Here is a 22149-nt window from a genome sequence, read left to right as displayed (position 1 = left end):
ACCTTGTAGGAGTTCTGGTCGAACTTCCCGCCGGCGTGCAGCTGGGTCATGATGACCTCGGCCGCCGAGACGCCCTCTTCGGCGTGCATGTCGACCGGAATCCCGCGCCCGTTGTCACGCACCGAGACCGAGTTGTCGGCATGGATTTTCACGCGCACGAAGTCGGCATGACCGGCGAGCGCCTCGTCGATGCCGTTGTCCACCACCTCGTAGACCATGTGGTGCAGGCCCGAGCCGTCATCGGTGTCACCGATATACATGCCGGGGCGCTTGCGAACCGCCTCCAAACCCTTGAGAACCTTGATGGAATCCGCGCCGTATTCCTGCGGAGCGCCTGCCGGTTCGGCCATGTAGCCATCCTCTGTCTAGTTTGGGAATTTTATAGGTGAGAAGCGCTGCCTTGTCACGCAGATGACACAAGATTTGGTGTCAGATCGGCAGGTTTTCAACGAGTGATTGCCCGGCCTCTTCGGTGACCTGAAGCCGCTGCGCGCGGACGCCCAGTTCCTCGAAAAGCTCCGGCCCGGTGCCGGTCATCCAGGCCTGCGCTCCAAGGGCGCATATCTCGTCGTAGAGCGCCGCGCGGCGGCCCGCGTCGAGATGCGCCGCGACCTCGTCGAGCAGCAGCAGCGGCGGCGCGCCGATCTCGGCGGCGAGCGCCCGCGCGTTGGCGAGGATCAGCGAGATCAGCAGCGCCTTCTGCTCGCCGGTGGAGCAATCCGAGGCCGGCACGCCCTTAGCCGCGAAGACCCCGTAAAGGTCCGACCGGTGCGGCCCGACCAGCGTGCGCCCCGCGGCCATGTCGCGGAAGCGGCCCTCGGCGAAGACGGCGCGCAGATCCTCTTCGGTCTCGGGGATGTCGGCCTCGGTCGAGACCAGCGCCAGATCGGCGGCAGGAAAACTTGTCTCCGCCCCGTCCTGCGCCTTGGCCAGGCGCGCCAGCGCCGCCTGGCGGTTCTGCTGGATCAGCGCGCCGCTCTGCGCCATCTGGGTCTCGAGCGCGGCGTACCAATGCGCGTCGCGGATCTGCTCCTTGAGCAGCCGGTTGCGCTCGCGCATGGCCTTCTCGTAGGTCAGCGAGGCGTCGGCGTGATCGGGGAAGAAGCTCAGGGTCATGCGGTCGAGAAAGCGCCGCCGGCCCTCGGGGGCCTCGATCCACAGCCGGTCCATCGAGGGGATCAGCCAGAGCACCCTTGCGATGCGCCCCAGCGCCGTCTGCGGCGCGGGCTTGCCGTCGATCTCGACCTGTCGGGAGCCGCCGCTCTCGGAGCGCACCGAGATCTCGCTCACCCCCTCGGGCCCGTGCAGAACGGCACCGATCTTCCAACCCAGCGCCTCCGGCCGGCGCGTCATCTCCTGCGCCGAGGCGCGCCGCATGCCGCGCCCGGGCGAGAGCAGTGAAACCGCCTCGATGAGGTTGGTCTTGCCGGCACCGTTGGGGCCGTAAATGGCGATGGGCCGCGCATCGACCTCCACCGCCGCGCGCTTGTGCGAGCGGAAATGCGAGAGCGTCAGGGAGGAGAGGTGGAGAGCGGTCATTGTCCGCTCTCCCTGTTCAGGTCAGGCCCGGTCAGGGTCACACGCGCATCGGCATCACGACATAGACGGCGCTGGTGTCGCTGCCTTCGCGCATCAGGGTCGGGTCGCCGGACGAGTTGAACATGAATACCGCGTTTTCGCGGTCCACCTGGCTGGCGATCTCGAGCAGGTACTTGGCGTTGAAGCCGATCTCGAGCGGCTCGTCGCCATAGGCCACGGCGAGCTCTTCCTCGGCGGCGCCGCTGTCGGGCGCGTTGACCGACAGCACGAGGCGATCCTCGTCGAGCTGCAGCTTGACCGCGCGCGAGCGCTCGGACGAGACCGTCGCCACGCGGTCGACCGCCTTGGCGAACTCGGTCGCGTCGACCTCGAGCCGGCGGGTGTTGCCGGTGGGGATGACGCGCGAGTAATCCGGGAAGGTGCCGTCGATGACCTTGGAGGTCAGGGTGATGTCGGGCGTGGCAAAGCGCACCTTGGTCTCCGAGACCGAGACCGCAATGTCCATCTCGTCGTCGTCCAGAAGCTTGCGCAGCTCGCCAACGGTCTTGCGGGGCACGATCACACCGGGCATCAGCTCGGCGCCGTCGGGCAGCGGTGCGTCGATCCGGGCAAGGCGGTGACCGTCGGTGGCGACGCAGCGCAGCACCCGGCCCTCCTCGCTTTCCGAGACGTGCATGTAGACGCCGTTGAGGTAGTAGCGGGTCTCTTCCGTCGAGATCGCGAATTTCGACTTGTCGAAGAGCTTGCGCAGGGTCTCGGCCTTGGCGGTGAAGTTCGTCGCGTATTCCGACGAGGCCATGACCGGGAAATCTTCCTTGGGCAGGGTCGCGAGATTGAAGTTCGACCGGCCCGCGGTGACCGTCAGGCGCCCGGCGGCGCTGTCATCGGCGAGCTGGACAAGCGCGCCGTCGGGCAGCTTGCGGACGATCTCGTGCAGGGTCACGGCCGAGACCGTGGTGGCCCCTGCCCGCTCGACCTGCGCCGGGGCGCGATCGAGCACCTCGATGTCGAGATCCGTGGCGCGGAAGGTGACGGTGTCGCCCTCGGCCTCGATCAGCACGTTGGCAAGGATCGGAATGGTGTTGCGGCGTTCGACCACCGATTGCGCCTGGCTGACCGCTTTGAGCAGCGTTGCCCGTTCGATACTGACTTTCATCCCTCACCCTCTCCGCCGTGCCGGAGGCGCAGCCTAGCGCCATGCGCGAGCCGCTCCAAGCCTTGTTTCTGCGATTGATCGGATTGTTTTACAGTGGCGTCAAGGCCGCGAGGCCGCCCGAAGGCGGCCCCGTTCGGTTGTGTTGTGCCCGAAGCTCAGGCGCCCGTCTCAGCCGTGCGTCTCAGGCTTCGAGCGCGCGGCGCAGCAGCTCGATATCGTCGGCGATCTGGCTGTCCTGCGTGCGCAGTTCCTCGATCCGCTTCACCCCGTGCATGACGGTAGTGTGGTCGCGCCCGCCGAAGCGGCGGCCGATCTCGGGTAGCGAACGGGCGGTGAGCTGCTTGCACAGATACATCGCCACCTGCCGCGGCCGGGCAAAGTTGCGCACCCGCTTGGGACCAATGAGGTCGGAGAGGCGGATGTGGTAATGCTCGGCCACCTTGCGCTGGATCTCCTCGATCGAGATCTTGCGGTCCGACGCACGCAGCACGTCGGCCAGGCAATCCTGCGTCAGCTCCATGGTGATCGGCTGGCCCACCAGCGAGGCGAAGGCGAAGAGCCGGGTCAGGGCACCCTCGAGCACGCGCACGTTGGTCGAGATGCGGTGGGCGAGGAATTCCAGAATGCCATCGTCGAGTTGCAGCGCGGGATATTGCTCGCGATAGTTCTGGACCTTGGATTGCAGGATGCCGAGACGCAGCTCGTAATCGGTCGGGTGCAGATCGACCACGAGGCCGGACTGGAGCCGCGAGCGGATGCGGTTCTCGAGGTCCTTGATCTCGTCCGGGGCGCGGTCGGCCGAGATGATGATCTGCTTGTTCTGGTCCACCAGCGCATTGAACGTGTGGAAGAACTCTTCCTGGGTCGAATCCTTGCCGGCGATGAACTGGACATCGTCCACCATCAGCACGTCGACCGAGCGGAACAGCTCCTTGAAATCCATCATCCGGCGCTCGCGCAGGGCCTGCACGAAGCGGTACATGAACTGCTCGGCGGAGAGGTAGAGCACATTCAGGTCGGGCCGGTTGTTGCGCAGGTCCCAGGCGATGGCGTGCATCAGGTGGGTCTTACCAAGGCCCACGCCACCGTAGAGGAACAGCGGGTTGAAGGTCACCTGGCCACCCTCGGCGACGCGCTTGGCCGCGGCATGGGCCAGCTCGTTCGGCTTGCCGACGACGAAGCTGTCGAAGGTGAAGCGGCCGTCGAGCGGAGCGCCGGGCAGCAGATCGCTGTTGGTCTGTGCCGCGGCTGCCGGGGCCGGCTGCGCTTGCGGCGCAGGGCGCGGCTGTTGCTGCGCCGGGGCCGGACGGTTGTCGGCATTGGCAACCTGGAATTTCAGCCGCCGCACATCGGTGTCCATCCCCGAAAGCTTGGCGAGAAGAATATCCCCGAAATTCTGCGACACGTAGGTGCCGATGAAGTTGGTGGGCACGTTGAACACCGCCACACCGCCCGGTTCCACGCCGTGGAACTCCATGGGTTCGATCCAGGTCTTGTAGTTGTTTTCCCCAATCGTCGTACTCAGTTGGTTCTGCAATGCGCCCCACTGGTCTTTTGTCATTTGTCCCCGCTCCGCAAGCCTGACTGCCGTTCATCCATCTCATCATCTCGGGGCAATCCGAGTGTGATGCCCCTGCGGACACATTAGATGTGGGAACAGGTCTTTGCCCCATACCAAGACGGTATGGGCGGGAATGCAACGCATTCCTCACGGACAACAGCCCACAGACCCTTGGCATCCCAACCAAAAGCTGTTCAAGTGGGCGCTGTACGCGCAACTGTAAACCTCGGACTGGCAGGGCAAACGCCCTGTTCTGGCGGCTGGTGCAGCAGACCGCCAAAGCGCAGTGCATACGCCATAAAAACACGGGCGTTGCGCTGCTTGCCTGTCCCCCCAAGCAATGTGACTCGCTCGGTGAAATTAGCAATTTGGCGTGAAGCCCGGCAACCGAACTTAAATGTTGACTCAGAGGAATCCGGCAAAAGAATCTCTCAATTCAACTGATAGTGTCCGGAACAGAAAAAGGCACCACAGATTGTGGTGCCTTTTTATTCGTCTAAAAATCGGGTGTGGCTTTTCAGCCCAGCGCTTTCACCCGCGATGCGAGGCGCGACATCTTCCGCGATGCGGTGTTCTTGTGGAACACGCCCTTGGTCACGCCGCGCATCAACTCGGGCTGAGCGGCCTGCAGAGCAGCCTTTGCAGCGTCCTGGTCGCCCGAGGCGATCGCCTCTTCGACCTTGCGCAGGTAGGTGCGGATGCGCGAACGGCGCGCCTTGTTGATCGCAAAACGCTTTTCGTTCTGGCGGGCGCGCTTCTTCGCCTGGGGGGAGTTTGCCATGATGATCAATCCTCTGTCTTCTGCCCCATATCTGGGGGCTGTAACGGTATCCGGGTCGCGCAATGGCACTCTGACCCGGACAACTGTCGCCGGACCGATTCTTGCCTGAGCGGGCATCACGCGCATGTAGCCGCGGCGCATATACCAAAACTCCGGGCTTGCAAACCCCGCGCAACGTCAAAACGGGCCCCGAGGTCGCAGAATCAGCCCGAAACCCCTATATTCGGGGTCCTGCCAACGCAGGGCCGTTCAGTCTGAAAGGAGGAATCAGAGATGAATGCGATGCAGATCTCCGAATACGCCCAGTCGCTCTACCGCGCCCATGGCGACCGCGCCGAGGCCGAAGCGGCGCAGAAGGCCCGCGCCTGCGAAGAATCCGGCAACGACGCCCAGGCCGAGGACTGGCGCGCCATCCAGGCGGCGATCCGCAGCCGCCGCGGCGCCTCTCAGGGCTAAGCCGAAAACGCGAACGGCCCGCCGAAGGGGCGGGCCGTGACACAGTGTCGTCGAGCAGACGCTCAGCGGTCGCGGAACTGCGCGGTGCGCTTTTCCTGGAACGCCGCCATGCCCTCTTTCTGATCCTCGGTCGCAAACAGCGAGTGGAACAGCCGGCGCTCGAACAGAAGACCCTCGGTGAGCGTGGTCTCGTAGGCGCGGTTCACCGCCTGCTTGGCCGCGATGCTGGCCAGCATCGACTTCTCGGCGACCTTCTCGGCCGCCTGCCGGGTCTCTTCCATGAGCTGCTTGGCCGGCACGATGCGGCTTACCAGCCCGGCGCGCTCGGCCTCTTCGGCATCCATGAAGCGCCCGGTGAGATGCATGTCCATCGACTTCGACTTGCCGACATAGCGCGTCAGGCGCTGCGTGCCGCCGATGCCGGCGATGACCCCGAGATTGATCTCGGGCTGGCCGAACTTGGCGTTGTCGGCGGCAATGATGAAATCGCACATCATCGCCAGTTCGCAGCCGCCGCCCAGCGCGTAACCGGCCACTGCGGCGATCACGGGCTTGCGCACCTTGCTCACCGCCTCGGTCGCCGGCTCGAAGAAATCGCCGAGGAACATGTCGACAAAGCTCTTCTCGGACATCTCCTTGATGTCCGCCCCGGCGGCAAAGGCCTTGGCCGAGCCGGTCAGAATGATGCAGCGCACCTTGTCATTGGCGTCCAGCTCACCGAACGCCTGCGCCAGCTCCTGCAGCAGGTGGCTGTTGAGGGCGTTGAGGGCATCCGGGCGATTGAGGGTGATCGTTGCGACGTGGTCATCTATTTCGACGATGATCGTCTCATAGGCCATGACTTCGGGCTCCCGTCCGTTAGCGTCAAACGGCAGCCTTACCAGCTTGGCCCTCGCAATCAAGTTATCTTTGGCAGCTCGGGCAGTAGAACGAGGACCGCCCCGATTGAACGATCCGGTGCACCGTATCGCCGCAATCGGGAGTCCGGCAGGGCTGCCCCTCGCGACCGTAGACATCGAAGCTGTGCTGGAAATATCCAAGCTCGCCATCGGCTTGGCGGAAATCCCGCAAGCTCGAACCGCCCGCCGCGATGGCCTCTTCCAACACCTCGCGGATCACCGGCACAAGCGCGGCGATGCGTCTTTCGGAAATCCGTCTGACGCGACGTCCCGGATGAATTCCGCAGCGATAAAGCGCCTCGCAGACATAGATGTTGCCAAGCCCGGCAACGATCTTCTGGTCGAGCAGCGCCGACTTGATCGGCATGTTCCGGCCCTTCAGCGCCGCCACAAGGTGGGATTCGCTGAACCCGTTGCCAAGCGGCTCGGGCCCCAGCGCGGCGAGCAGCGGGTGGGCCTCGGCCGTGGCGGTGGGCAGCAGATCCATGGCCCCGAAGCGGCGTGGATCGTTGAAGGTCACCCTTGCGCCATCCTCGAAATCGAACACCACGTGGTCGTGCTTTTCCGGCGCCGGGTGGTCGTGCACGAAGCGCCCCAGCGCGTCGCCCGAAACCAGCATCCGTCCGGTCATGCCAAGGTGGATCAGCAGCGTCTCGCCACTGTCGAGATCGCCGAGAATGTATTTCGACCGCCGCCGAAGCTGTACGATCCGCGCCCCCGTGAGCCGCTCGGCCATGCGCTCTGGGAAGGGCCAGCGCAGGTCGGGCCGGTTGACCTGCGCTTGCGCGATACGGTTGCCCTCCATCACGGGGGCAAGGCCGCGGCGCACGGTTTCCACCTCGGGCAGTTCGGGCATGATCTCTCCAGGTCACAGCGTCTTGTCGAAGGGCCGCATTGCAGCGCCCCTCCCGCGCCCTATAAGGAGATGCAGCAGCAAAACGGCAAGACCCATGACCGACGAGACCCAGAAAACCACGCATTTCGGCTTCACCGACATCCCCGAGACCGAGAAGGCCGGTCGCGTGCAGGGCGTCTTCAACTCGGTGGCGTCGAAATACGACGTGATGAACGATGCCATGTCGCTCGGCATCCACCGGGTCTGGAAAGACGCGATGATGGACTGGCTGGCCCCGCGCCCGGGGCAGCGGCTGCTCGACGTGGCCGGCGGCACCGGCGACATCTCGTTCCGCTTCCTCAAGCGCGCCGGTCACGGCCATGCCACCGTGCTCGACCTGACCGAGCCGATGCTGGTCGAGGGCCGCAAGCGCGCCGATGCCGCGGCGATGGCCGAGCAGCTCGACTGGGTGGTGGGCGATGCGATGGCGCTGCCCTTCCCAGACAACACGTTTGACGTCTACACGATCTCCTTCGGGATCCGGAATGTTACCCGCCCGCAGGAGGCGCTCAACGAGGCGTTCCGCGTGCTCAAGCCCGGCGGCCGGCTGATGGTGCTCGAATTCAGCCAGATTCCCAACGACATGATGCAGAAGGCCTACGATCTCTATTCCTTCAACATCATCCCGCGCATGGGGCAGATGATCGCCGGCGACCGCGACAGCTATCAGTACCTTGTCGAGTCGATCCGCAAGTTCCCCGATCAGGAGACCTTCCTCGGTATGGTGCGTGCCGCCGGGTTCGAGAACGCCAAGTATCGCAACCTGAGCATGGGCATCGCCTGCCTGCATTCCGGCTGGAAGATCTGAGCCATGCGCGGACCGCACAATATATGGCGCCTGATCCGCACCGGCGCCACCTTCGAGCGCACCGGCGCCATGGGCGTGGTGCTCGACGCGTTCGACGCGCCGAAGATGGTGCGCATCGCCTTCCGCACGCTGGTCTGGCCGTTCAAGTGGACCGGCATCGAGGGCGATCCGTCGATGCCGCCGGCGCCACGCGCGCTGACCGCGCTCGGCCCCGCCTACATCAAGTTCGGCCAGATCCTCTCGACCCGGCCGGACGTGGTCGGCGAGGATCTCGCCAACCAGCTTCGCGTGCTGCAGGACAAGCTGCCGCCTTTCGGCATCGAACAGGCCAAGCGCCAGATCGAGGCCGAGCTGGGAGTGCCGGTCTCCGAGATTTTCAGCGAATTCAGTGCCCCAGTGGCCGCCGCCTCGATCGCGCAGGTGCACAAGGCACGCCGTGCCGACACCGGTGAGACGGTCGCCGTGAAGGTGCTGCGCCCTGGGATCGAGCGCGCCTTCCGCACCGATATCGACGCCTTCTACTTCGCCGCCGACATGATCGAGACCCTGTCGCCCGCCTCGCGCCGGCTGCGCCCGCGCGACGTGATCGCGCATTTCGAGAGCGTGGTGATGGGCGAGCTCGACCTGCGGCTCGAATCCGCCGCTGCCTCGGAATACGCCGCCAACACCGCCGACGATGATGGCTTCGAGCTGCCCGCGGTGGTCTGGGGCCTCTCGGGCCGGCGGGTCATGACCATGAGCTGGGCCGAGGGCGCGCCGCTGGGCGACAACGCCGCGCTCGATGCCGCGGGACATGACCGCGAGCTGCTCAGCGAACGGGTGCTGCAACTGTTCCTGAACCACGCCCTGCGCGACGGCTTCTTCCATGCCGACATGCATCAGGGCAACCTGAAGGTCGCGCCGAACGGCAATATCATCGCCTATGATTTCGGCATCATGGGCCATATCGACGAGTACACCCGCCGGGTCTATGCCGAGATCCTCTATGGCTTCATCCGGCGCGACTACAAGCGCGTCGCCGAAGTGCATTTCGAGGCCGGGTACGTCCCGGCTGATCGCGATGTCGACGAATTCGCCCGCGCGCTTCGCGCCGTCGGCGAGCCGATTTTCGGCATGGACGCCACCCGGATCTCGATGGCGCGGCTGCTCTCCTACCTGTTCGAGGTCACCGAGCGCTTCGGCATGCAGACCCGGACCGAGCTGATCCTGCTGCAGCGCACCATGGTGGTGGTCGAGGGCGTCGCGCGCTCGCTGAACCCGCGGATGAATATCTGGAGCACCGCCAGGCCGGTGGTCGAGGACTACATTAAGACCTCGATCGGCCCGCGCGCAGCCCTGCGGGATCTCGTCCAGACCGCGCAGGTGCTTGGCCGGTTCGGGCCGCGCCTGCCGGGACTGGTCGAAGCGGCGCTGATCCGTCAGTCGGAGGGTGAGACCGCGCCGAAACGCGGCCTGTGGCGCTCGCGGCTCGGCTGGGGCGGGGCTGGAGCTGCGCTTGGGGCTGCGCTCGTGCTTGCCTGGCATACGCTCGCCTGAGTCCCCGCCGGCCCGGCCGTCGAGGGAAGACCGGTTGACTGGGCCGCACATACCGCGCGCGTCACGGGGGCTGTCGGCGTCATCGACGGCCACCTTTGCAACCGCATATAGACAGCGGCCGAACGGATCATTGGCTCGAACGCGATAAGCGGCTCTTTCGGTGCCGCCCGGTCGTAACATTCTTACGCGACCCTCGGCAACGGCACCGTCCTCGCCCCTATGATCGCCCATGCCGCTGCCATGGGCCGTATCGGCACAAAGCCGGGGCGCTCGCCGCAGCCAACGAAAGACCAGGCGCAGCTTGTCGACAGGTATCGCGCACATCACGGCAGCGCGCTGCACCGTTCCATACCGAAGCACTATCATCGCACCGCCGTCACGCTCTCGGCATCGATTTCGGTGCCGTCAGACAAGGTCAGCAGCACCGACGCGCCGTCCCGGCGGACCTCGATCACGGGGTTGTAGACCTTTGCCGGAGCCTCGGCGAGCTCCGTTCCACCGGACAGGCTTTTCACCGAGAAACTGTAAAGCCCGCCGGGCAACGGGGTACCGCCGGCATCAAACCCCGACCAGGCCACAACTTTCTCTGACAGCTCCAGCGGCAGCTCTTGGACCGCGGTGCCCGATGCATCCCGCACCACAAGATATGCCGTATCGGCACCCGGAGCGACCTCTGGCCGGAGGACCACCGGATTTCCGTCGAACCGTACCGGCGCATCTCCCAGGACAGCCCGCCCAATCCAGGACCCAAGCTGCTGCAGATTGCCGCCGGTCAGCGCCTCGCTCAGGTCCCTGAGGAGATCATTGGTCAGAACCTGCTGCTCGACCGAGGAAAAGGTGGCGAGCTGGGTCGCATAGTCACTCGAATCCAACGGATTGAGCGGATCCTGGTTTTGCATCTGCGTCGTCAGCATCTTGAGAAACATCTCGAAATCGCTGCTCAGCACGGCGGTTGCGCCAGTTTGCTCTGCCGCCCCCACACCGCCACTCGCCGCAAGACCTGTTGGGATCGCGACCGTTGCCGTACTGCCCTGCATGCTGCCCTCCCTAGATGCGCATATCCAAACCGTCAGAGCGTCGTGCCGAGGCCGTCGGATCTTGCACGGCTTCGATCTGTGGAGCCGCGGTCTCTCCAGCCTCCGAAGGGCCCCCCTGTGGTGAATGCGGCGCCGCGCCGGATCGCTCTTCGCCGAAACTGAAGCTCGCCGAGCCATAGCCCAGATCGGATAGCTGGCGCGCCAGCTGGTCGACATTGCGTCTGAGCAGATCGAGCGTCTCGGGCCGATCTGCGGCCACGTTCAGTGTCAGGCCCATGTCTCCATTTGCGATGCGGAATCGCAGCTGGCCAAGCTCTTCCGGTTTCAACTTCAACTCGATGACCTCGGTCTGCGCCTCGAGAGCAGACGCGAGGGCGTCGGCGCTTCGTCTCAATATCAGCGCTCCCTGCTCCCGACCCGACGACGCGGATCCAGGAACCGTCTGACCCGACGCCTGCGCGCGCGGGTCATGAGGATTCGGCGAGACAGGAACGGCTTCGAGGATCGGCTCTTCACGATCGAGCACTGGAGAGGTCACGACCAACGCGGGCTTCTCCGCGCTCTGCGATCGGATGACCTCTCCTCCAGCCATCGCGGGAGAGTGTTGTCTGGCGTTCATAAAGGCGCCTTCTGCACGCGGCCGGGCGGTCCCGACACGCTTGATCTGCTCCGGTCCGCTTGTAAGCGTGCCAGTCCGACCCAGATGGGGCACCGGATCGGAGATGACATCGGCGGGAATTCCACCAGGTGCACTGCCAGTTTCTTTGGCGGGTATCGCTGTCCCGCCGGCCGGGCTGCCCGACGCCGGTTGCACGGTCCGGCGCTCGGACTCACGCCCGCGCAGGTTCGATCCAGGCTTGGAAATCTCGGCAGCGATCAGACCCAACTGGCCCGCAGCTACGCGTGTCTTGAGAGCCCCACCCGTAGGGGCTGGCAGTTCCGCAAACGGCAACCCGACGGCACGATCCGCCTGCCCATCGCTTCGAACGGGCGCCGCGATCTCAAGCCCTCGCGCGTCGACCGGCGCCTTGCCACTCTCCGCGATCACACTGGAAGCGGCTCGCGCCTGACGAACCGGCAGAGCCTCGCGTTGCCCCTGAGTGGCGGCCGCGGGGTCTTCTCGCGACCCCGGCAACGACGATGGCCGGAATTCTTTCCCCTCGACGGCGTCGCCCCTGCCCGCCGGCGGCGCCAGCGCTGTCTTCACATCCCCGGCAGCGGTCGGCTCCGTGGCCTCGTTCGCGGGGGGCATCAGGCTGGATCGAAAGCGGGTCTCTGCAGGCAACCCCAGTTCTCGTATGGATCTGGATCCAGGGATGACAGGCGCCTCGTCCTTTTCGGGCGAAAGAGTGTCTGTTGACGACAATTTTGCCTCGGGCATCGACCCGGCTTGATCGGGCCCGGGCGGAACCGCACGTCTTCGTTGTTCCGGAGCCGGCTCCAGCCCCGACAGAGCGAACGACGCAGCTGCCGACTTAGGTGACACATGGCTGGCACCTCGGCCGCTCCTTTGCGTTCCTCCAAGCTGTTGACCGGACACCCCTATCTTTGAAATCGACCCTCTTGGGGCCCTGTCATTCGAAGTCGCTCGCGAGCGTCGCGCACCGTGCACTTCCGCCCGCTCGACACCTCCGGTCACGCGAAGGCCCGCAATTTCCTGTCCGGCTCTCATCGTTGCCTTGGTGGCAGGATTGGGAACGTCGCGCCAAGCTGCCTCTATCTCACCACCGGCGTGGCGGAAGGGTGAACCAGGGCCTGCGCTATCGGCCCTTATCCGCGGCGCGCCCGTCGCGCCATCTCGCGCTTGCTGCAACGCTCGTGGCGGCAGCTCTGCCGAAGGCCCCGCAGGACCAGGCTCCTGCCATCTCTGTGACGGCACGGTGTGAGCGAGCCTGCCGCTTAGAGGCGGCTGCTGCCTGATCGATTTTCTCGCATCAACCGCGACCTCGTCTGCTGGAAGGCCGATTCCGGCAAGATGCTGCGAAACGTCGATTGCCGGTCGAAGTGTGTGCGACGAGGCTTTGACCTCAGTCTGGTACGAGCGTGCGCCCTTGGCGGCTGGCTGCGACTGATGCGGTGTTACCGAGCCTGTCGTCTGCCTGCGCGGGGCTGCCTTTTCCGATTTCGGATGAGTTGTCGGGCGCGCAATCGGCCGCCCAGCTGTTTCCCTTGATAGAGACGAGAGGCGTTCCACCCTTCCTTCGCTATTAGCCGATGCAGATCTTTCTGAAGATGCGCTCTGCCCTGCGTCGTCAGGGATAGGTGGCGCAGCGCCCGGGCCTTGCTTTGAAAGTGGCAGTGCATCGCGTACGGCACGGGACGACAGCATGTCCTGACCTTGACCCACCGCCCGTCCGGTGACGGGCGCCGGTCTTCCCAACCGACCTGAGCGATCCGCCACGCCCGCAAGGATGCCATGCCTTTCGTCGGACGTGCCCTGCCGACGTAGATCCCCAGCCGTAGACAAGGGCGATTTCGACGAAAGCCCTCTTCGCCCTTCACCGGGTCGAGATTGAGCAAAGTCTCTCAATTGAGCCTCTTCGTTCCCACCTCGAACATATGTTGAGGGCGACGCTACCAGTTCACCCGCGCGGAGCCGGACGTCGGAAAGCGTCGATGCAGCCGGGTGCCGGGTGCTCACTTCGATTGGAACACGGATAAGAGCTGTCCTATTCTTTGCCTGAGCGGGCGTTTCACCCAAAGGCGCGCGGATTTCCGGCCCGCCGACAGTCTCCCGTGCCCCGCGAGGGGCTGCATCGCCGCTAGTGACATTGCGCTGCGTTGCGCCATCAAGCCCTTGTTGCGGCAAGATCCTCACACCAGTCATTGAGACCGCTGGGGAAAGCCCCCCGCGAATGCTTTTTCGCCCCGCATCGCCGGTTGGGTGACTGCGATCCCCCCCATCGGACCCTCTCAGATCCGAGGAGGCTAACCGCCCATCACGAGGCGCGTTCAAGCCGGTCTCGACCGGCTTAAGCCCAGTGCCTCGCAGCGCCGTGCGACCCTCGGAAGGCCGCCCCCCGGCCTGATTCGGAAAATCCCTGTCGGAATGCGTTGGCAGACCGATAGCCGGTCTGGCCACACGCGACGGGGATTTGTCTGAGGGCTTTTCGAGCCCTCCCAGGTCAGGTCGCCCGTGGTCGAACCGACCCTCCTTCGGCATGGCGAGACCAAATGCCTGCAGCGGGGTGGCAGACCCCGCGCGGTCAGGCGCCCCGAAGCTCGAGGTTTGGGGAGTGGTCGACACCCCCTCAAAATCCTCCGAACCTTCTATGCCCCCTGGGCTCGAATCTGCCCCCAAGCGCCCTTGCGCCGTCTCGAAGTCGTCCGGTGGCAGCCCCTTGTTCGCCTCGGGTGCAACCGCCTCGGCGCTACCGGATTCCGCCGGCGCGGCGTCAAGACCCGGTTCCGCCCCGCTCTCCGGATCTGTCGCTCCCTGCTCTGGCGTGGCCTGCTCCGCCTCCTCCTCAGGCTCGCCCGCCGCGCTCTCGGTATCCTGGGCAAACGCGGCGAACACGTCTTCGAAGAAAGGCAGACCGGCCGCCGAAGGCTGTTCCCTCGGCCCGTGTTCGGTGCCGGCAGTCCCGGCCGGGCGCAGGAGGCTAAACAGACCTGACAATGAACTCAGCATGGTCGCTCCGGGGAATTCTTCCACTCCAGCGGCTATACAACGTTTTTCCTTACCGCTTCTTTACCGCCCTTGATGCAGTCTTCCCTTCAATCGCTAGAATTGGAGAGACTCATGGAGATTGTCGGCCCGCCGCCCCCTAACCCTGCCGCAGCTCTGCGGCGCGCATCGGTCGCGCTAGAGGCGAGTTTTCTCAGCGAAATGCTGCGATCCGCCGGTCTTGGCGACAGCCGGGAGGCGTTCGGTGGGGGCATCGGAGAAGATCAGTTCGCGTCGATGCTTGCCCAGGAGCATGCGCAAGCGCTTGCGGAGGCCGGTGGAATCGGACTGGCCGAAGCGATCTTTCAAGCGATCGCAAGGCATGACCATGCCTGACACTGCGACAGACACGCTTCTGACGCTCGAGAGACTTCTGGCGCAGGAAAGGCAGACCCTGCTCGACGGGGCGCTCGACGAAATCGGCCCCCTGATGCAGCGCAAGGAGGACCTGATCGCGCAGCTGCCCGGCGATCCGCCTCCGGACGTCGACCGGATTCGCCGGCTGCACGACAGCATGCTGCGCAATCAGACCTTGTTCGATCAGGCCCTTGCGGGCCTGCGCAACGCGACGGACAGGCTCGCCATCACGCGACAGCTTCGCAGGTCGATGGAGGTCTATGACTCTACGGGGCGCCGCGCCACCATCGACCTGCCGGCAACCCGGCAGGTCGAGCGCCGGGCCTGACGTATTTGCCTCGAATACATGTGAGTCCCCATGCCGATCTTAGCGCTTCGTTAGCTTCCGTGGATCAATGTCTGCCCTGCATCCGGAATGGGTGGCGCAGTGGGCAAGCGGCCCGGTCTGCACTCGTCAGAAAGACGTTCTGAACGCCGGTCACCGGCACATCGCAAATACGGCGCAAAGCGCCGCATGACCCCAAGGACGAACATCCATGTCTAGCATTCTGACGAACAACGGCGCCATGGTGGCGCTGCAGACCCTCAAGACCATCAATTCCAGCCTCGCGACGACCCAGAGCGAGATCTCGACCGGCAAGCGCGTCGCCAGCGCGAAGGACAATTCCGCCGTCTGGGCGATCTCCAAGGTGATGGAAGCAGACGTGAAAGGCTTCAAAGGCATTTCCGACAGCCTCAACCTTGGCGAGTCCACCGTCGCGGTGGCACGCTCCGCTTCGGAAACGGTCACCGAATTGCTCACCGACATCAAAGGCAAGATCGTCGCCGCGCAGGAGGAAAACGTCGACCGGGCCAAGATCCAGACGGATATCGACGCGCTGCGCGATCAGATCGATGCGGTGGTGGGTGCGGCCCAGTTCAACGGTCTGAACCTGCTGTCGAACACCGATTCGACCGCCGACTCCGGGAGCATCAACGTCCTTGCGTCGCTCGACCGCTCGGGCACCGGCGTCGCCGCCTCCGACATCGCTGTCGCGAAGCAGGATCTGGGGACCGGCGCAGCCTCCACCGGCACCGTGAACCTGGACGTTTCGGTCAATACAGGCGGTGTGGCGAGCGGTGCCACGGCCGAGTACGTCACCTTCGACGGGGTCGGCGCAGACGACGAGCTGGTCGCCGGTGCAAACTTCAAAGTGACCGGCAGCGGCAACTTCGCTGGCGACACCTCCGGCGATGCGCTCGATTTCTCGGCAGATATCGAATACGTGGCCCGGGACGGCGACACCCTTGCCGACGTCACTTCGGCAATGGTCGAGCGCCTGAACTTCCAGGCCGTTTCGGATGGCCTCGATATCACCTTCTCGGTCAACGCCACCAATGCTGGCCAGATCGACTTCACCAACAACTATGACGAAGCGATCTCTGACGACAACAGCGTGGTGGAGCAATCCGACATCGCCGATATTGCAACGCTCGAGGCCGAAGCCGACGGCACCATCGGTGGCGGTCTGGAACTGCTGTCTGAATTCGACGTCACGACCGACGAAGGTACCGACGCAGCTCTCGAAGGCATCGAGGGCCTGCTTCAAACGGCCATCGACTCGGCCTCGGCCTTCGGTTCGGTCCAGGGCCGCATCGAGACCCAGACCGAGTTCATCTCGAGCCTGATCGACTCGCTGAAATCGGGCATCGGCACGCTGGTCGACGCCGACATGGAAGAGGCCTCCGCCCGGCTTCAGGCGCTTCAGGTGCAGCAGCAGCTTGGCGTTCAGGCGCTGTCCATCGCCAACCAGGCGCCGCAGTCGCTGCTCTCGCTCTTCCAGTAAGGCAGAGCCTCGGGGACCGGATCATCCGGTCCCCGATCCGCTAACAATCGGATTTCGCCGAAACAGGATCGGAAGGTTCCGCCGTGAACGCCCAGATCATGGCGCAGCGCGCCTATTCCCAACCCACGACCAGCACACGGACCGATCGGGCCATCGAGTATGACCTGCTCGCGCGCGTGACCCATCGCATCAAGTCCGCGGCAGAGGCCGGGCCAGCTGCGTACCCGCGTCTGGTGCAGGCCCTCTATGACAACCGTCGGCTTTGGACGGCGCTGGCCGTCGACGTGGCCAGCCCCGAGAACGGCCTCTCGAAAGACCTGCGGGCGCAGATTTTCTATCTGGCCGAATTCGTTCAGATGCATACCGGCAAGGTGCTTGCCCGCAAAGCAAGGCTAGCGCCCCTCCTTGAAGTCAACGCGGCGATCCTGCGTGGCCTTGGCAGTCAGAGGCCGAAGCGATGAGCGGTCTTGTCCTGAAACTCGGCCCGCGCGAACGTGTCCTGATCAATGGTGCCGTGATCGAAAATGGCGACCGCCGAAGCCGCCTGTCCATCGTCACGCCGAAGGCAAATATCCTGCGCCTCCGGGATGCCATTCACCCGGAAGAGGCCAAGACGCCGGTCCGTCGTCTTTGCTACATGATGCAGCTGATCCTGACCGGCGATATCGACCCGGACGAAGCCCAGCGACAGCTGCTTCGAGGCATCGAGGAACTCAGCCGCATTCTGACCGATCCGGACAGCCGGGACCTCCTGACCAAGGCCACCACGAGCCTGCTAGATGCGCAATATTATCAATCTCTGAAAGCGCTTAGAAGCCTGATACCCAGAGAGGACCGGCTCCTCGCCGCGCGACAGCAATGACCTATTCACCGATGATCGCCGGCCCGGGGCTCGTCGGCTGGCAAATTCTGCAAAACACGATGGAGACCCAGCGCACAGCCTTCAACAAGACGACCGAAATCGCGCGCGAGGTCACCTATTTCAAGGAGGCCATCGGCGGCATCGGCTCTGCGGAGGAGCTGATCGACAATCGGCGCCTCCTCAGCGTGGCTCTCACCGCCTTCGGTATGCAGGACGAGATCGACAGCAAGCATCTCGTACGGCGCTTGATCGAAGAGGGTACCGATGCCGACGACGCCCTCGCGAACAAGCTGAACGACAGCCGCTTCGTCGCCCTGGCAGAGGCCTTCGATTTCGAACCGGTGACGACTCACAAGACCCAGGAAGACGGTTTTGCAGAGACGATCCTGGCCCGTTACGAACAGAATGTTCGCGCCAAACTGGCCAAAACCCTGACGCAGCCGGAATATATCGCCGATCCCGCCTATGCCGCGCTCTTCGCGGCGCAGGTTGAAGAAAATCTCGAGATCTCGCGTACCTATTTCACCGAGAACATTGGAGGCGTTTCCTCAGCCGACGAACTCCTGCGAGATCCAGAGCTGCGACAGGTCGCCATCACGGCCTTCGATCTCGGCGACCGCGCCGGCAGCACCACTTTGCTGCGTCGGGCGCTTGAAGAGGATCCCGCAAAAGCGAACGCCCTTTCCAATGTCGTTGCAGATCGCAATCTGCGCGCCTTCTCCCAGGCGTTCGCCTTCTACGCGGCCGAAACCCGCACAGTGCTTCAGACCGAAGCCTTTGCCACCAACATCACCGAGCAGTTCCGCTGGCAGCGTTTCGAAGACGCCGTTGGCGAGGTGGATGAAGCCATTGGAACAGCGCTGAAATTCCAGAGATCGGTGCCCGAGCTTGCGGCGAACGATCTCAGCGAGACCGCAAAATGGTATAACGTTCTCGGCAGCACCGTGATGCGCGAGGTGTTCGAAACCGCGCTGGCGCTGCCAGACGGGTTCAGCCAGATCGACCTCGACAAGCAGGTCGAGATTATCTCGGACAAGGCGCGCCAGCGCTTTGGCATCGAGTCCTTCTCTGACCTGCAGGATCCCAAGGCGCTCAACCGGATCATCCAGAGCTACTTGCTTCAGGAGCAGATCTCACAAACGGGCGCCATCGGTTCGCAGCAGATCGCGCTCACCCTGCTCAGCACCATCCGGTACGACCGGAATCCGTCCTGACGCTGTCAGCCCGCGGCAGACAGCTGTCGCCGCACTTGCGGCGGCCGGACACCCGAACGGCGCAGAATGAGCCGAAGTTGATTGAACGCGGCATGCGGCCCATGCGGAGCAGGCTCTGATACGAAGGCATCCAGATCTGGCCAGGCCCGGATCGCCTGATCCAGAACCGGATCCTCTCCCTCGCGATAGAGGCCCGCGCGGATCATGGTTTCGGACCGGGCATAGGCACCGAGCAGATGGCGCGCCTGAAGCAGAACCTCATTCTCTTCCTCCGTCGCCGCCTCTGGCAGGCTCCGCGAGACGGATCGTAGCACATCGATGGCGGGAAACCGCCCGCGCTCGGCAATCTCGCGGCTCAGAACCACGTGACCATCCAGCACCCCGCGGAGGATGTCGGCCACCGGCTCCTCCATGTCCGACCCGGCCACCAGCACGCTGAACACCGCCGTTATATCGCCGGCGCCGGGCAAGCCCGGGCCCGCGCGCTCTGCCAGTCGCATGATCTGGTTGGCGGTCGAGGGCGGGAAACCGCGCAGCACGGGCATCTCGCCCGCCGCCACCGCAACCTCGCGATGGGCTTCGGCAAAGCGCGTGATCGAATCCGCAAGGAATAGAACCTGCCGCCCACCATCCCGGAAATGCTCTGCCACCGTCATCGCTGCAAGCGCGCAGCGGCGGCGTTCGAGCGGCGAACGGTCCGAGCTTGCCGCGATAACGACGCTGCGCGCCATCCCCTCGGGTCCGAGGATCTCGTGCACGAAATCATGCACTTCCCGCCCGCGTTCCCCGATCAGGGCGAGCACGACCACGTCCGCTTCGACACCCCGTGCGAGCGACGCCAGAAGCCGCGATTTGCCCACACCGGAGCCCGCGAAAAGCCCCACGCGCTGCCCCCGCACGATCGGCAGAAGCGTGTCGAACGCGGCAAGGCCTGTGCTCAACCGCTCACCCAGGCCACGCCGTTGCGCGGCGGGCGGCGGGCTGGCGCGAAAGGGTCTTCGGCTTGGCCCCGGCGCCAGCGGTCGCCGGTCGAGCGGATGGCCATACGGGTCGATCACCCGACCGATCCAGTCGTCAGACGGCGCCAGAACCGGCGGCCCGAGCACCGCGACCCGATCGCCCTGCGCCACCCCTTCGGGCCCTTCGTCGGGCAACATCGCGACAAGCTCTTCGCGGATGCGCAAGACCTCGCCCTCGAGCGCCCCGCCGCCGTGATAGAGCCGCAAACGGTCACCAATACAGGCCAGATGCGCGAGGCCACGGATCCAGATCACCGTACCGTCGACCGAACGCACCCGCCCCACCGCCCGCGTCGGGCGGATCTGGCCAATCTGTGTGAGCAGGCCCGAAAGCTCGAGTTTCTCCATCGCGCGCCCCCTTCAGCGGTCTCAAACCATTTCTAAAGGAATCACCGTTAAGCCTTGATTGAAGCCAATCGAGGGAGAAGCCCCGATGTTCCAGAACCTGAGCCTTTTTGAAACCGCGATGGCGCTGGCGCAGCATTCCGGCCTGCGACAGGCCGTAAGCGCGCAGAACATCGCCAATGCCGATACGCCGGGATACCGTGCGCTGGAGATCCCCGATTTCGCCGCAATGCTGCGCCAGCCCAGCCGTGGCCAGCGCGCCACCCGTGGCGGCCATCTCAACGGCCTTGAGGGACGCACACTGCCCGACCCGAGCCAGCGCCGGGCAAGCGTCGATCCGAACGGCAATTCTGTCTCTCTCGAAGGAGAAATGGTCACCGCCGTGGAGGCCGCGCGCAGCCACAACCGGGCGCTCTCGATCTACCGATCGAGCCTCAACATCCTTCGTACGAGCCTTGGCAGCTAAAGCGGGAGCCTGAGGAATGAGCGCCTTTTCCGATGCCCTAACGGTCTCGACCAGCGGCTTGCGCGCCCAGGCCGACAGGCTGCGCGTGGTCTCCGAGAACATCGCCAATGTCGATACGCCGGGATACCGCCGCAAGACCCTGTCCTTCGAACTCGGCGAAGGCGGCAATGGTATCCGGCAGGTCCGGATCGGCGACACCCGGCTCGACCGCAGCGAGCTGGAGCGGATCTGGGACCCGCAACATCCGCTGGCCGACGCGTCCGGCTTCTACGACGGCACCAATGTCGAGCTCATCATCGAGCTTGCCGATGCGCGCGAGGCCCAGCGCAGCTACGAGGCCAACCTCAAGATGTTCGAACAGACGCGGCAGATGTCCAGCAGCCTGATGGATCTGCTGCGCCGTGGATAGACCCTGATAATGCGTGAAAGGAGACCAGAATGGACGTCCGATCGCTATTTGCCGCGCAGAAATACGCGGCCCAGCGTGCCGCCACCGAACCACAGCCCGATCCCGACAGCGCCGGAACGCGACTGGCCGGCGCGGCGCAGGATTTCGCTGCAACGCTGAACGACGCAGAACACACCGCAGCCGCCGCGATGGCCGGCGATGCCGACCCGCATGCGCTGGTTCAGGCGCTGGCCCAGTCGGAGCTTGCGGTCGAGACCGTGGTGGCGCTGCGCAACAAGGTCGTCGAGGCCTACCAGGAAATCCTGCGGATGCCGGTCTGAGCCATGCTGAACGAGACCATCTTCTATGACACGCTCCGTCAGGGCCTCTGGATCGCGACGATCACCTCGGTGCCCATCCTGACCGCGGCGCTTCTCGCCGGTGTCGGCGTGGGCCTGTTCCAGGCGCTCACCTCGGTGCAGGAGATGACCCTGACCTTCGTGCCGAAACTTCTGGCCATCGTCGTGGTGTTCTGGATGTCGATGAGCTTCATGTCCGAGACGCTGGTGGGCTTCTTTCAGGGCCGGATCATCCCGGTGATCACCGGGGGCTGAGATGGGCATCACCGACTATACCACGCTGTCGCGGCAACAGGGCCTGATGCGCGAGATGCAGATGGTGGCGAACAACATCGCCAACATGGCGACCACCGGCTACCGGCAGCAAGGGGTGGTGTTCTCGGAATATGTCCGCCAGACCGACCGCGATGGTAGCGTCGCCATGTCCGCGGCCCATGTGCGCAACACATCCTTTGCACAGGGCACGCTGACCCGGACAGAGGGGCAGCTGGACCTCGCCATCGAGGGTGGGGGCTTCTTCCTCGTCCAGACCCCGGCGGGCGAGCGCCTGACCCGCGCCGGGGCCTTCGCCAGCAGCCCTGCAGGCGATCTCGTCACGCAGGACGGATATCCGGTGCTCGATGCCGGCGGCGCGCCGGTCTTCGTTCCGCCAGACGCCACGGATCTCGCCATCGGGCAGGACGGCACGCTCAGCAGCAACGGGGCACCGATCGGACAGATCGGCATCGTCCAGCCGATCGATCCCGGCGCCATGGTGCGTGAGGGCGGCGTGCTGTTTCGGGCCGATGGCGGAGTCGAGCCTGTTCCGGCCCCAAGCGTCCGACAAGGTTTCGTGGAGAGCTCGAATGTCGACCCGATCCTGCAGATCGCCCGGATGATCGAGGTCCAGCGCGCCTACGAGATGGGTCAGAATTTCCTTCAGCGCGAGGACGAACGCGTTCGCGCCGCCATCAAGGCGCTTATCACATGAGGAGAGCG

General features: G+C 64.7%; 24 protein-coding genes. 14 read left to right on the top strand and 10 right to left on the bottom strand.

Features of this window, described 5'->3' with window-relative positions:
- The 5 genes from AC6RA4_RS00365 to rpsT form a co-directional block, all read right to left on the bottom strand.
- Nucleotides 1-350 (bottom strand): ATP-binding protein (locus tag AC6RA4_RS00365; protein WP_500156275.1); only part of this gene is annotated, 350 nt, incomplete at its 3' end.
- 79 nt (nucleotides 351-429) lie between these two features.
- A complete protein-coding gene (gene recF, locus AC6RA4_RS00360) occupies nucleotides 430-1539 on the bottom strand; it encodes a DNA replication/repair protein RecF (RefSeq protein WP_500156273.1) in 1110 nt (369 codons plus the stop codon).
- Nucleotides 1540-1576: 37 nt separating this feature from the next.
- Entirely contained in the window at nucleotides 1577-2695 is a 1119-nt protein-coding gene (gene dnaN / locus AC6RA4_RS00355; protein WP_222603208.1) for a DNA polymerase III subunit beta, read from the bottom strand.
- A 181-nt stretch (nucleotides 2696-2876) separates the two neighbouring features.
- Nucleotides 2877-4256 (bottom strand): chromosomal replication initiator protein DnaA, encoded by a 1380-nt coding sequence (dnaA, locus tag AC6RA4_RS00350; protein WP_500156270.1) that lies wholly within the window; start codon nucleotides 4254-4256, stop codon nucleotides 2877-2879.
- Between the two features lie 517 nt (nucleotides 4257-4773).
- Nucleotides 4774-5037: a 30S ribosomal protein S20 gene (gene rpsT / locus AC6RA4_RS00345; protein WP_222603210.1), complete on the bottom strand. Its 264-nt coding sequence runs from the start codon at nucleotides 5035-5037 to the stop codon at nucleotides 4774-4776.
- 273 nt (nucleotides 5038-5310) lie between these two features.
- Here rpsT and AC6RA4_RS00340 point away from each other — a divergent pair, with 273 nt between their 5' ends.
- Complete coding sequence (locus tag AC6RA4_RS00340; RefSeq protein ID WP_500156268.1) at nucleotides 5311-5493, top strand: hypothetical protein; 183 nt, start codon at nucleotides 5311-5313, stop codon at nucleotides 5491-5493.
- Nucleotides 5494-5555: 62 nt separating this feature from the next.
- On the opposite strand, the gene AC6RA4_RS00335 is transcribed toward AC6RA4_RS00340, so the two are convergent.
- Entirely contained in the window at nucleotides 5556-6332 is a 777-nt protein-coding gene (locus AC6RA4_RS00335) for an enoyl-CoA hydratase (RefSeq protein ID WP_500156267.1), read from the bottom strand.
- Between the two features lie 64 nt (nucleotides 6333-6396).
- Nucleotides 6397-7248 (bottom strand): bifunctional DNA-formamidopyrimidine glycosylase/DNA-(apurinic or apyrimidinic site) lyase, encoded by an 852-nt coding sequence (gene mutM / locus AC6RA4_RS00330; protein WP_500156265.1) that lies wholly within the window; start codon nucleotides 7246-7248, stop codon nucleotides 6397-6399.
- Nucleotides 7249-7342: 94 nt separating this feature from the next.
- On the opposite strand from mutM, the gene ubiE reads away from it, so the two are divergent.
- Nucleotides 7343-8095 (top strand): bifunctional demethylmenaquinone methyltransferase/2-methoxy-6-polyprenyl-1,4-benzoquinol methylase UbiE, encoded by a 753-nt coding sequence (gene ubiE / locus AC6RA4_RS00325; RefSeq protein ID WP_500156263.1) that lies wholly within the window; start codon nucleotides 7343-7345, stop codon nucleotides 8093-8095.
- 3 nt (nucleotides 8096-8098) lie between these two features.
- Nucleotides 8099-9631 carry a 2-polyprenylphenol 6-hydroxylase gene (ubiB, locus tag AC6RA4_RS00320; RefSeq protein WP_500156261.1) on the top strand — a complete coding sequence of 511 codons (1533 nt, stop codon included), beginning with the start codon at nucleotides 8099-8101 and terminating at the stop codon, nucleotides 9629-9631.
- A gap of 362 nt (nucleotides 9632-9993) precedes the next feature.
- Here the strand turns inward: ubiB and AC6RA4_RS00315 are convergent, their stop codons facing one another.
- Together AC6RA4_RS00315 and AC6RA4_RS00310 are read right to left on the bottom strand one after the other, a co-directional pair.
- Entirely contained in the window at nucleotides 9994-10668 is a 675-nt protein-coding gene (locus AC6RA4_RS00315) for a flagellar hook capping FlgD N-terminal domain-containing protein (RefSeq protein ID WP_500156259.1), read from the bottom strand.
- Nucleotides 10669-10678: 10 nt separating this feature from the next.
- Nucleotides 10679-12049: a flagellar hook-length control protein FliK gene (locus AC6RA4_RS00310; RefSeq protein ID WP_500156257.1), complete on the bottom strand. Its 1371-nt coding sequence runs from the start codon at nucleotides 12047-12049 to the stop codon at nucleotides 10679-10681.
- Nucleotides 12050-14410: 2361 nt separating this feature from the next.
- Between AC6RA4_RS00310 and AC6RA4_RS00305 the strand changes: the two genes are divergently transcribed.
- From AC6RA4_RS00305 to AC6RA4_RS00280, 6 genes are all read left to right on the top strand, one after another.
- A complete protein-coding gene (locus tag AC6RA4_RS00305; protein ID WP_500156255.1) occupies nucleotides 14411-14671 on the top strand; it encodes a rod-binding protein in 261 nt (86 codons plus the stop codon).
- The gene (locus AC6RA4_RS00300; protein WP_500156253.1) at nucleotides 14658-15020 is read left to right on the top strand and encodes a flagellar protein FlgN; all 363 of its coding nucleotides are present in this window, start codon (nucleotides 14658-14660) and stop codon (nucleotides 15018-15020) included. Before AC6RA4_RS00305 ends, AC6RA4_RS00300 begins: the two co-directional genes overlap by 14 nt.
- Before the next feature lie 208 nt (nucleotides 15021-15228).
- A complete protein-coding gene (locus tag AC6RA4_RS00295) occupies nucleotides 15229-16518 on the top strand; it encodes a flagellin N-terminal helical domain-containing protein (protein ID WP_500156251.1) in 1290 nt (429 codons plus the stop codon).
- 83 nt (nucleotides 16519-16601) lie between these two features.
- Nucleotides 16602-16979 carry a flagellar biosynthesis regulator FlaF gene (gene flaF / locus AC6RA4_RS00290; RefSeq protein ID WP_500156250.1) on the top strand — a complete coding sequence of 126 codons (378 nt, stop codon included), beginning with the start codon at nucleotides 16602-16604 and terminating at the stop codon, nucleotides 16977-16979.
- Nucleotides 16976-17380: a flagellar biosynthesis repressor FlbT gene (gene flbT / locus AC6RA4_RS00285; RefSeq protein ID WP_500156248.1), complete on the top strand. Its 405-nt coding sequence runs from the start codon at nucleotides 16976-16978 to the stop codon at nucleotides 17378-17380. The genes flaF and flbT overlap by 4 nt, the downstream gene beginning before the upstream one ends.
- Nucleotides 17377-18594 carry a DUF1217 domain-containing protein gene (locus AC6RA4_RS00280; protein WP_500156246.1) on the top strand — a complete coding sequence of 406 codons (1218 nt, stop codon included), beginning with the start codon at nucleotides 17377-17379 and terminating at the stop codon, nucleotides 18592-18594. Before flbT ends, AC6RA4_RS00280 begins: the two co-directional genes overlap by 4 nt.
- Before the next feature lie 5 nt (nucleotides 18595-18599).
- Here AC6RA4_RS00280 and AC6RA4_RS00275 read toward each other — a convergent pair whose 3' ends face one another.
- On the bottom strand, nucleotides 18600-19961 hold the full coding sequence (locus AC6RA4_RS00275) for a FliI/YscN family ATPase (RefSeq protein WP_500156244.1): 1362 nt from the start codon (nucleotides 19959-19961) through the stop codon (nucleotides 18600-18602).
- 85 nt (nucleotides 19962-20046) lie between these two features.
- Between AC6RA4_RS00275 and AC6RA4_RS00270 the strand changes: the two genes are divergently transcribed.
- Genes AC6RA4_RS00270 through AC6RA4_RS00250 form a run of 5 tightly spaced genes read left to right on the top strand, consistent with a single transcriptional unit; the run spans nucleotide 20047 to nucleotide 22141 of the window.
- The gene (locus AC6RA4_RS00270; protein WP_500156242.1) at nucleotides 20047-20424 is read left to right on the top strand and encodes a FlgB family protein; all 378 of its coding nucleotides are present in this window, start codon (nucleotides 20047-20049) and stop codon (nucleotides 20422-20424) included.
- 16 nt (nucleotides 20425-20440) lie between these two features.
- On the top strand, nucleotides 20441-20833 hold the full coding sequence (flgC, locus tag AC6RA4_RS00265) for a flagellar basal body rod protein FlgC (protein ID WP_500156240.1): 393 nt from the start codon (nucleotides 20441-20443) through the stop codon (nucleotides 20831-20833).
- 29 nt (nucleotides 20834-20862) lie between these two features.
- A complete protein-coding gene (gene fliE, locus AC6RA4_RS00260) occupies nucleotides 20863-21153 on the top strand; it encodes a flagellar hook-basal body complex protein FliE (RefSeq protein ID WP_500156238.1) in 291 nt (96 codons plus the stop codon).
- A 3-nt stretch (nucleotides 21154-21156) separates the two neighbouring features.
- On the top strand, nucleotides 21157-21426 hold the full coding sequence (locus AC6RA4_RS00255) for a flagellar biosynthetic protein FliQ (RefSeq protein ID WP_500156237.1): 270 nt from the start codon (nucleotides 21157-21159) through the stop codon (nucleotides 21424-21426).
- Nucleotide 21427: 1 nt separating this feature from the next.
- Nucleotides 21428-22141 (top strand): flagellar hook-basal body complex protein, encoded by a 714-nt coding sequence (locus tag AC6RA4_RS00250; RefSeq protein WP_500156236.1) that lies wholly within the window; start codon nucleotides 21428-21430, stop codon nucleotides 22139-22141.
- The last annotated feature ends 8 nt before the right edge of the window (nucleotides 22142-22149 follow it).

Source organism: Salipiger sp. (assembly GCF_059781815.1).
The sequence above is the reverse complement of the archived record's forward strand: the minus strand, read 5'-3'. Positions and strand labels throughout refer to the sequence as shown.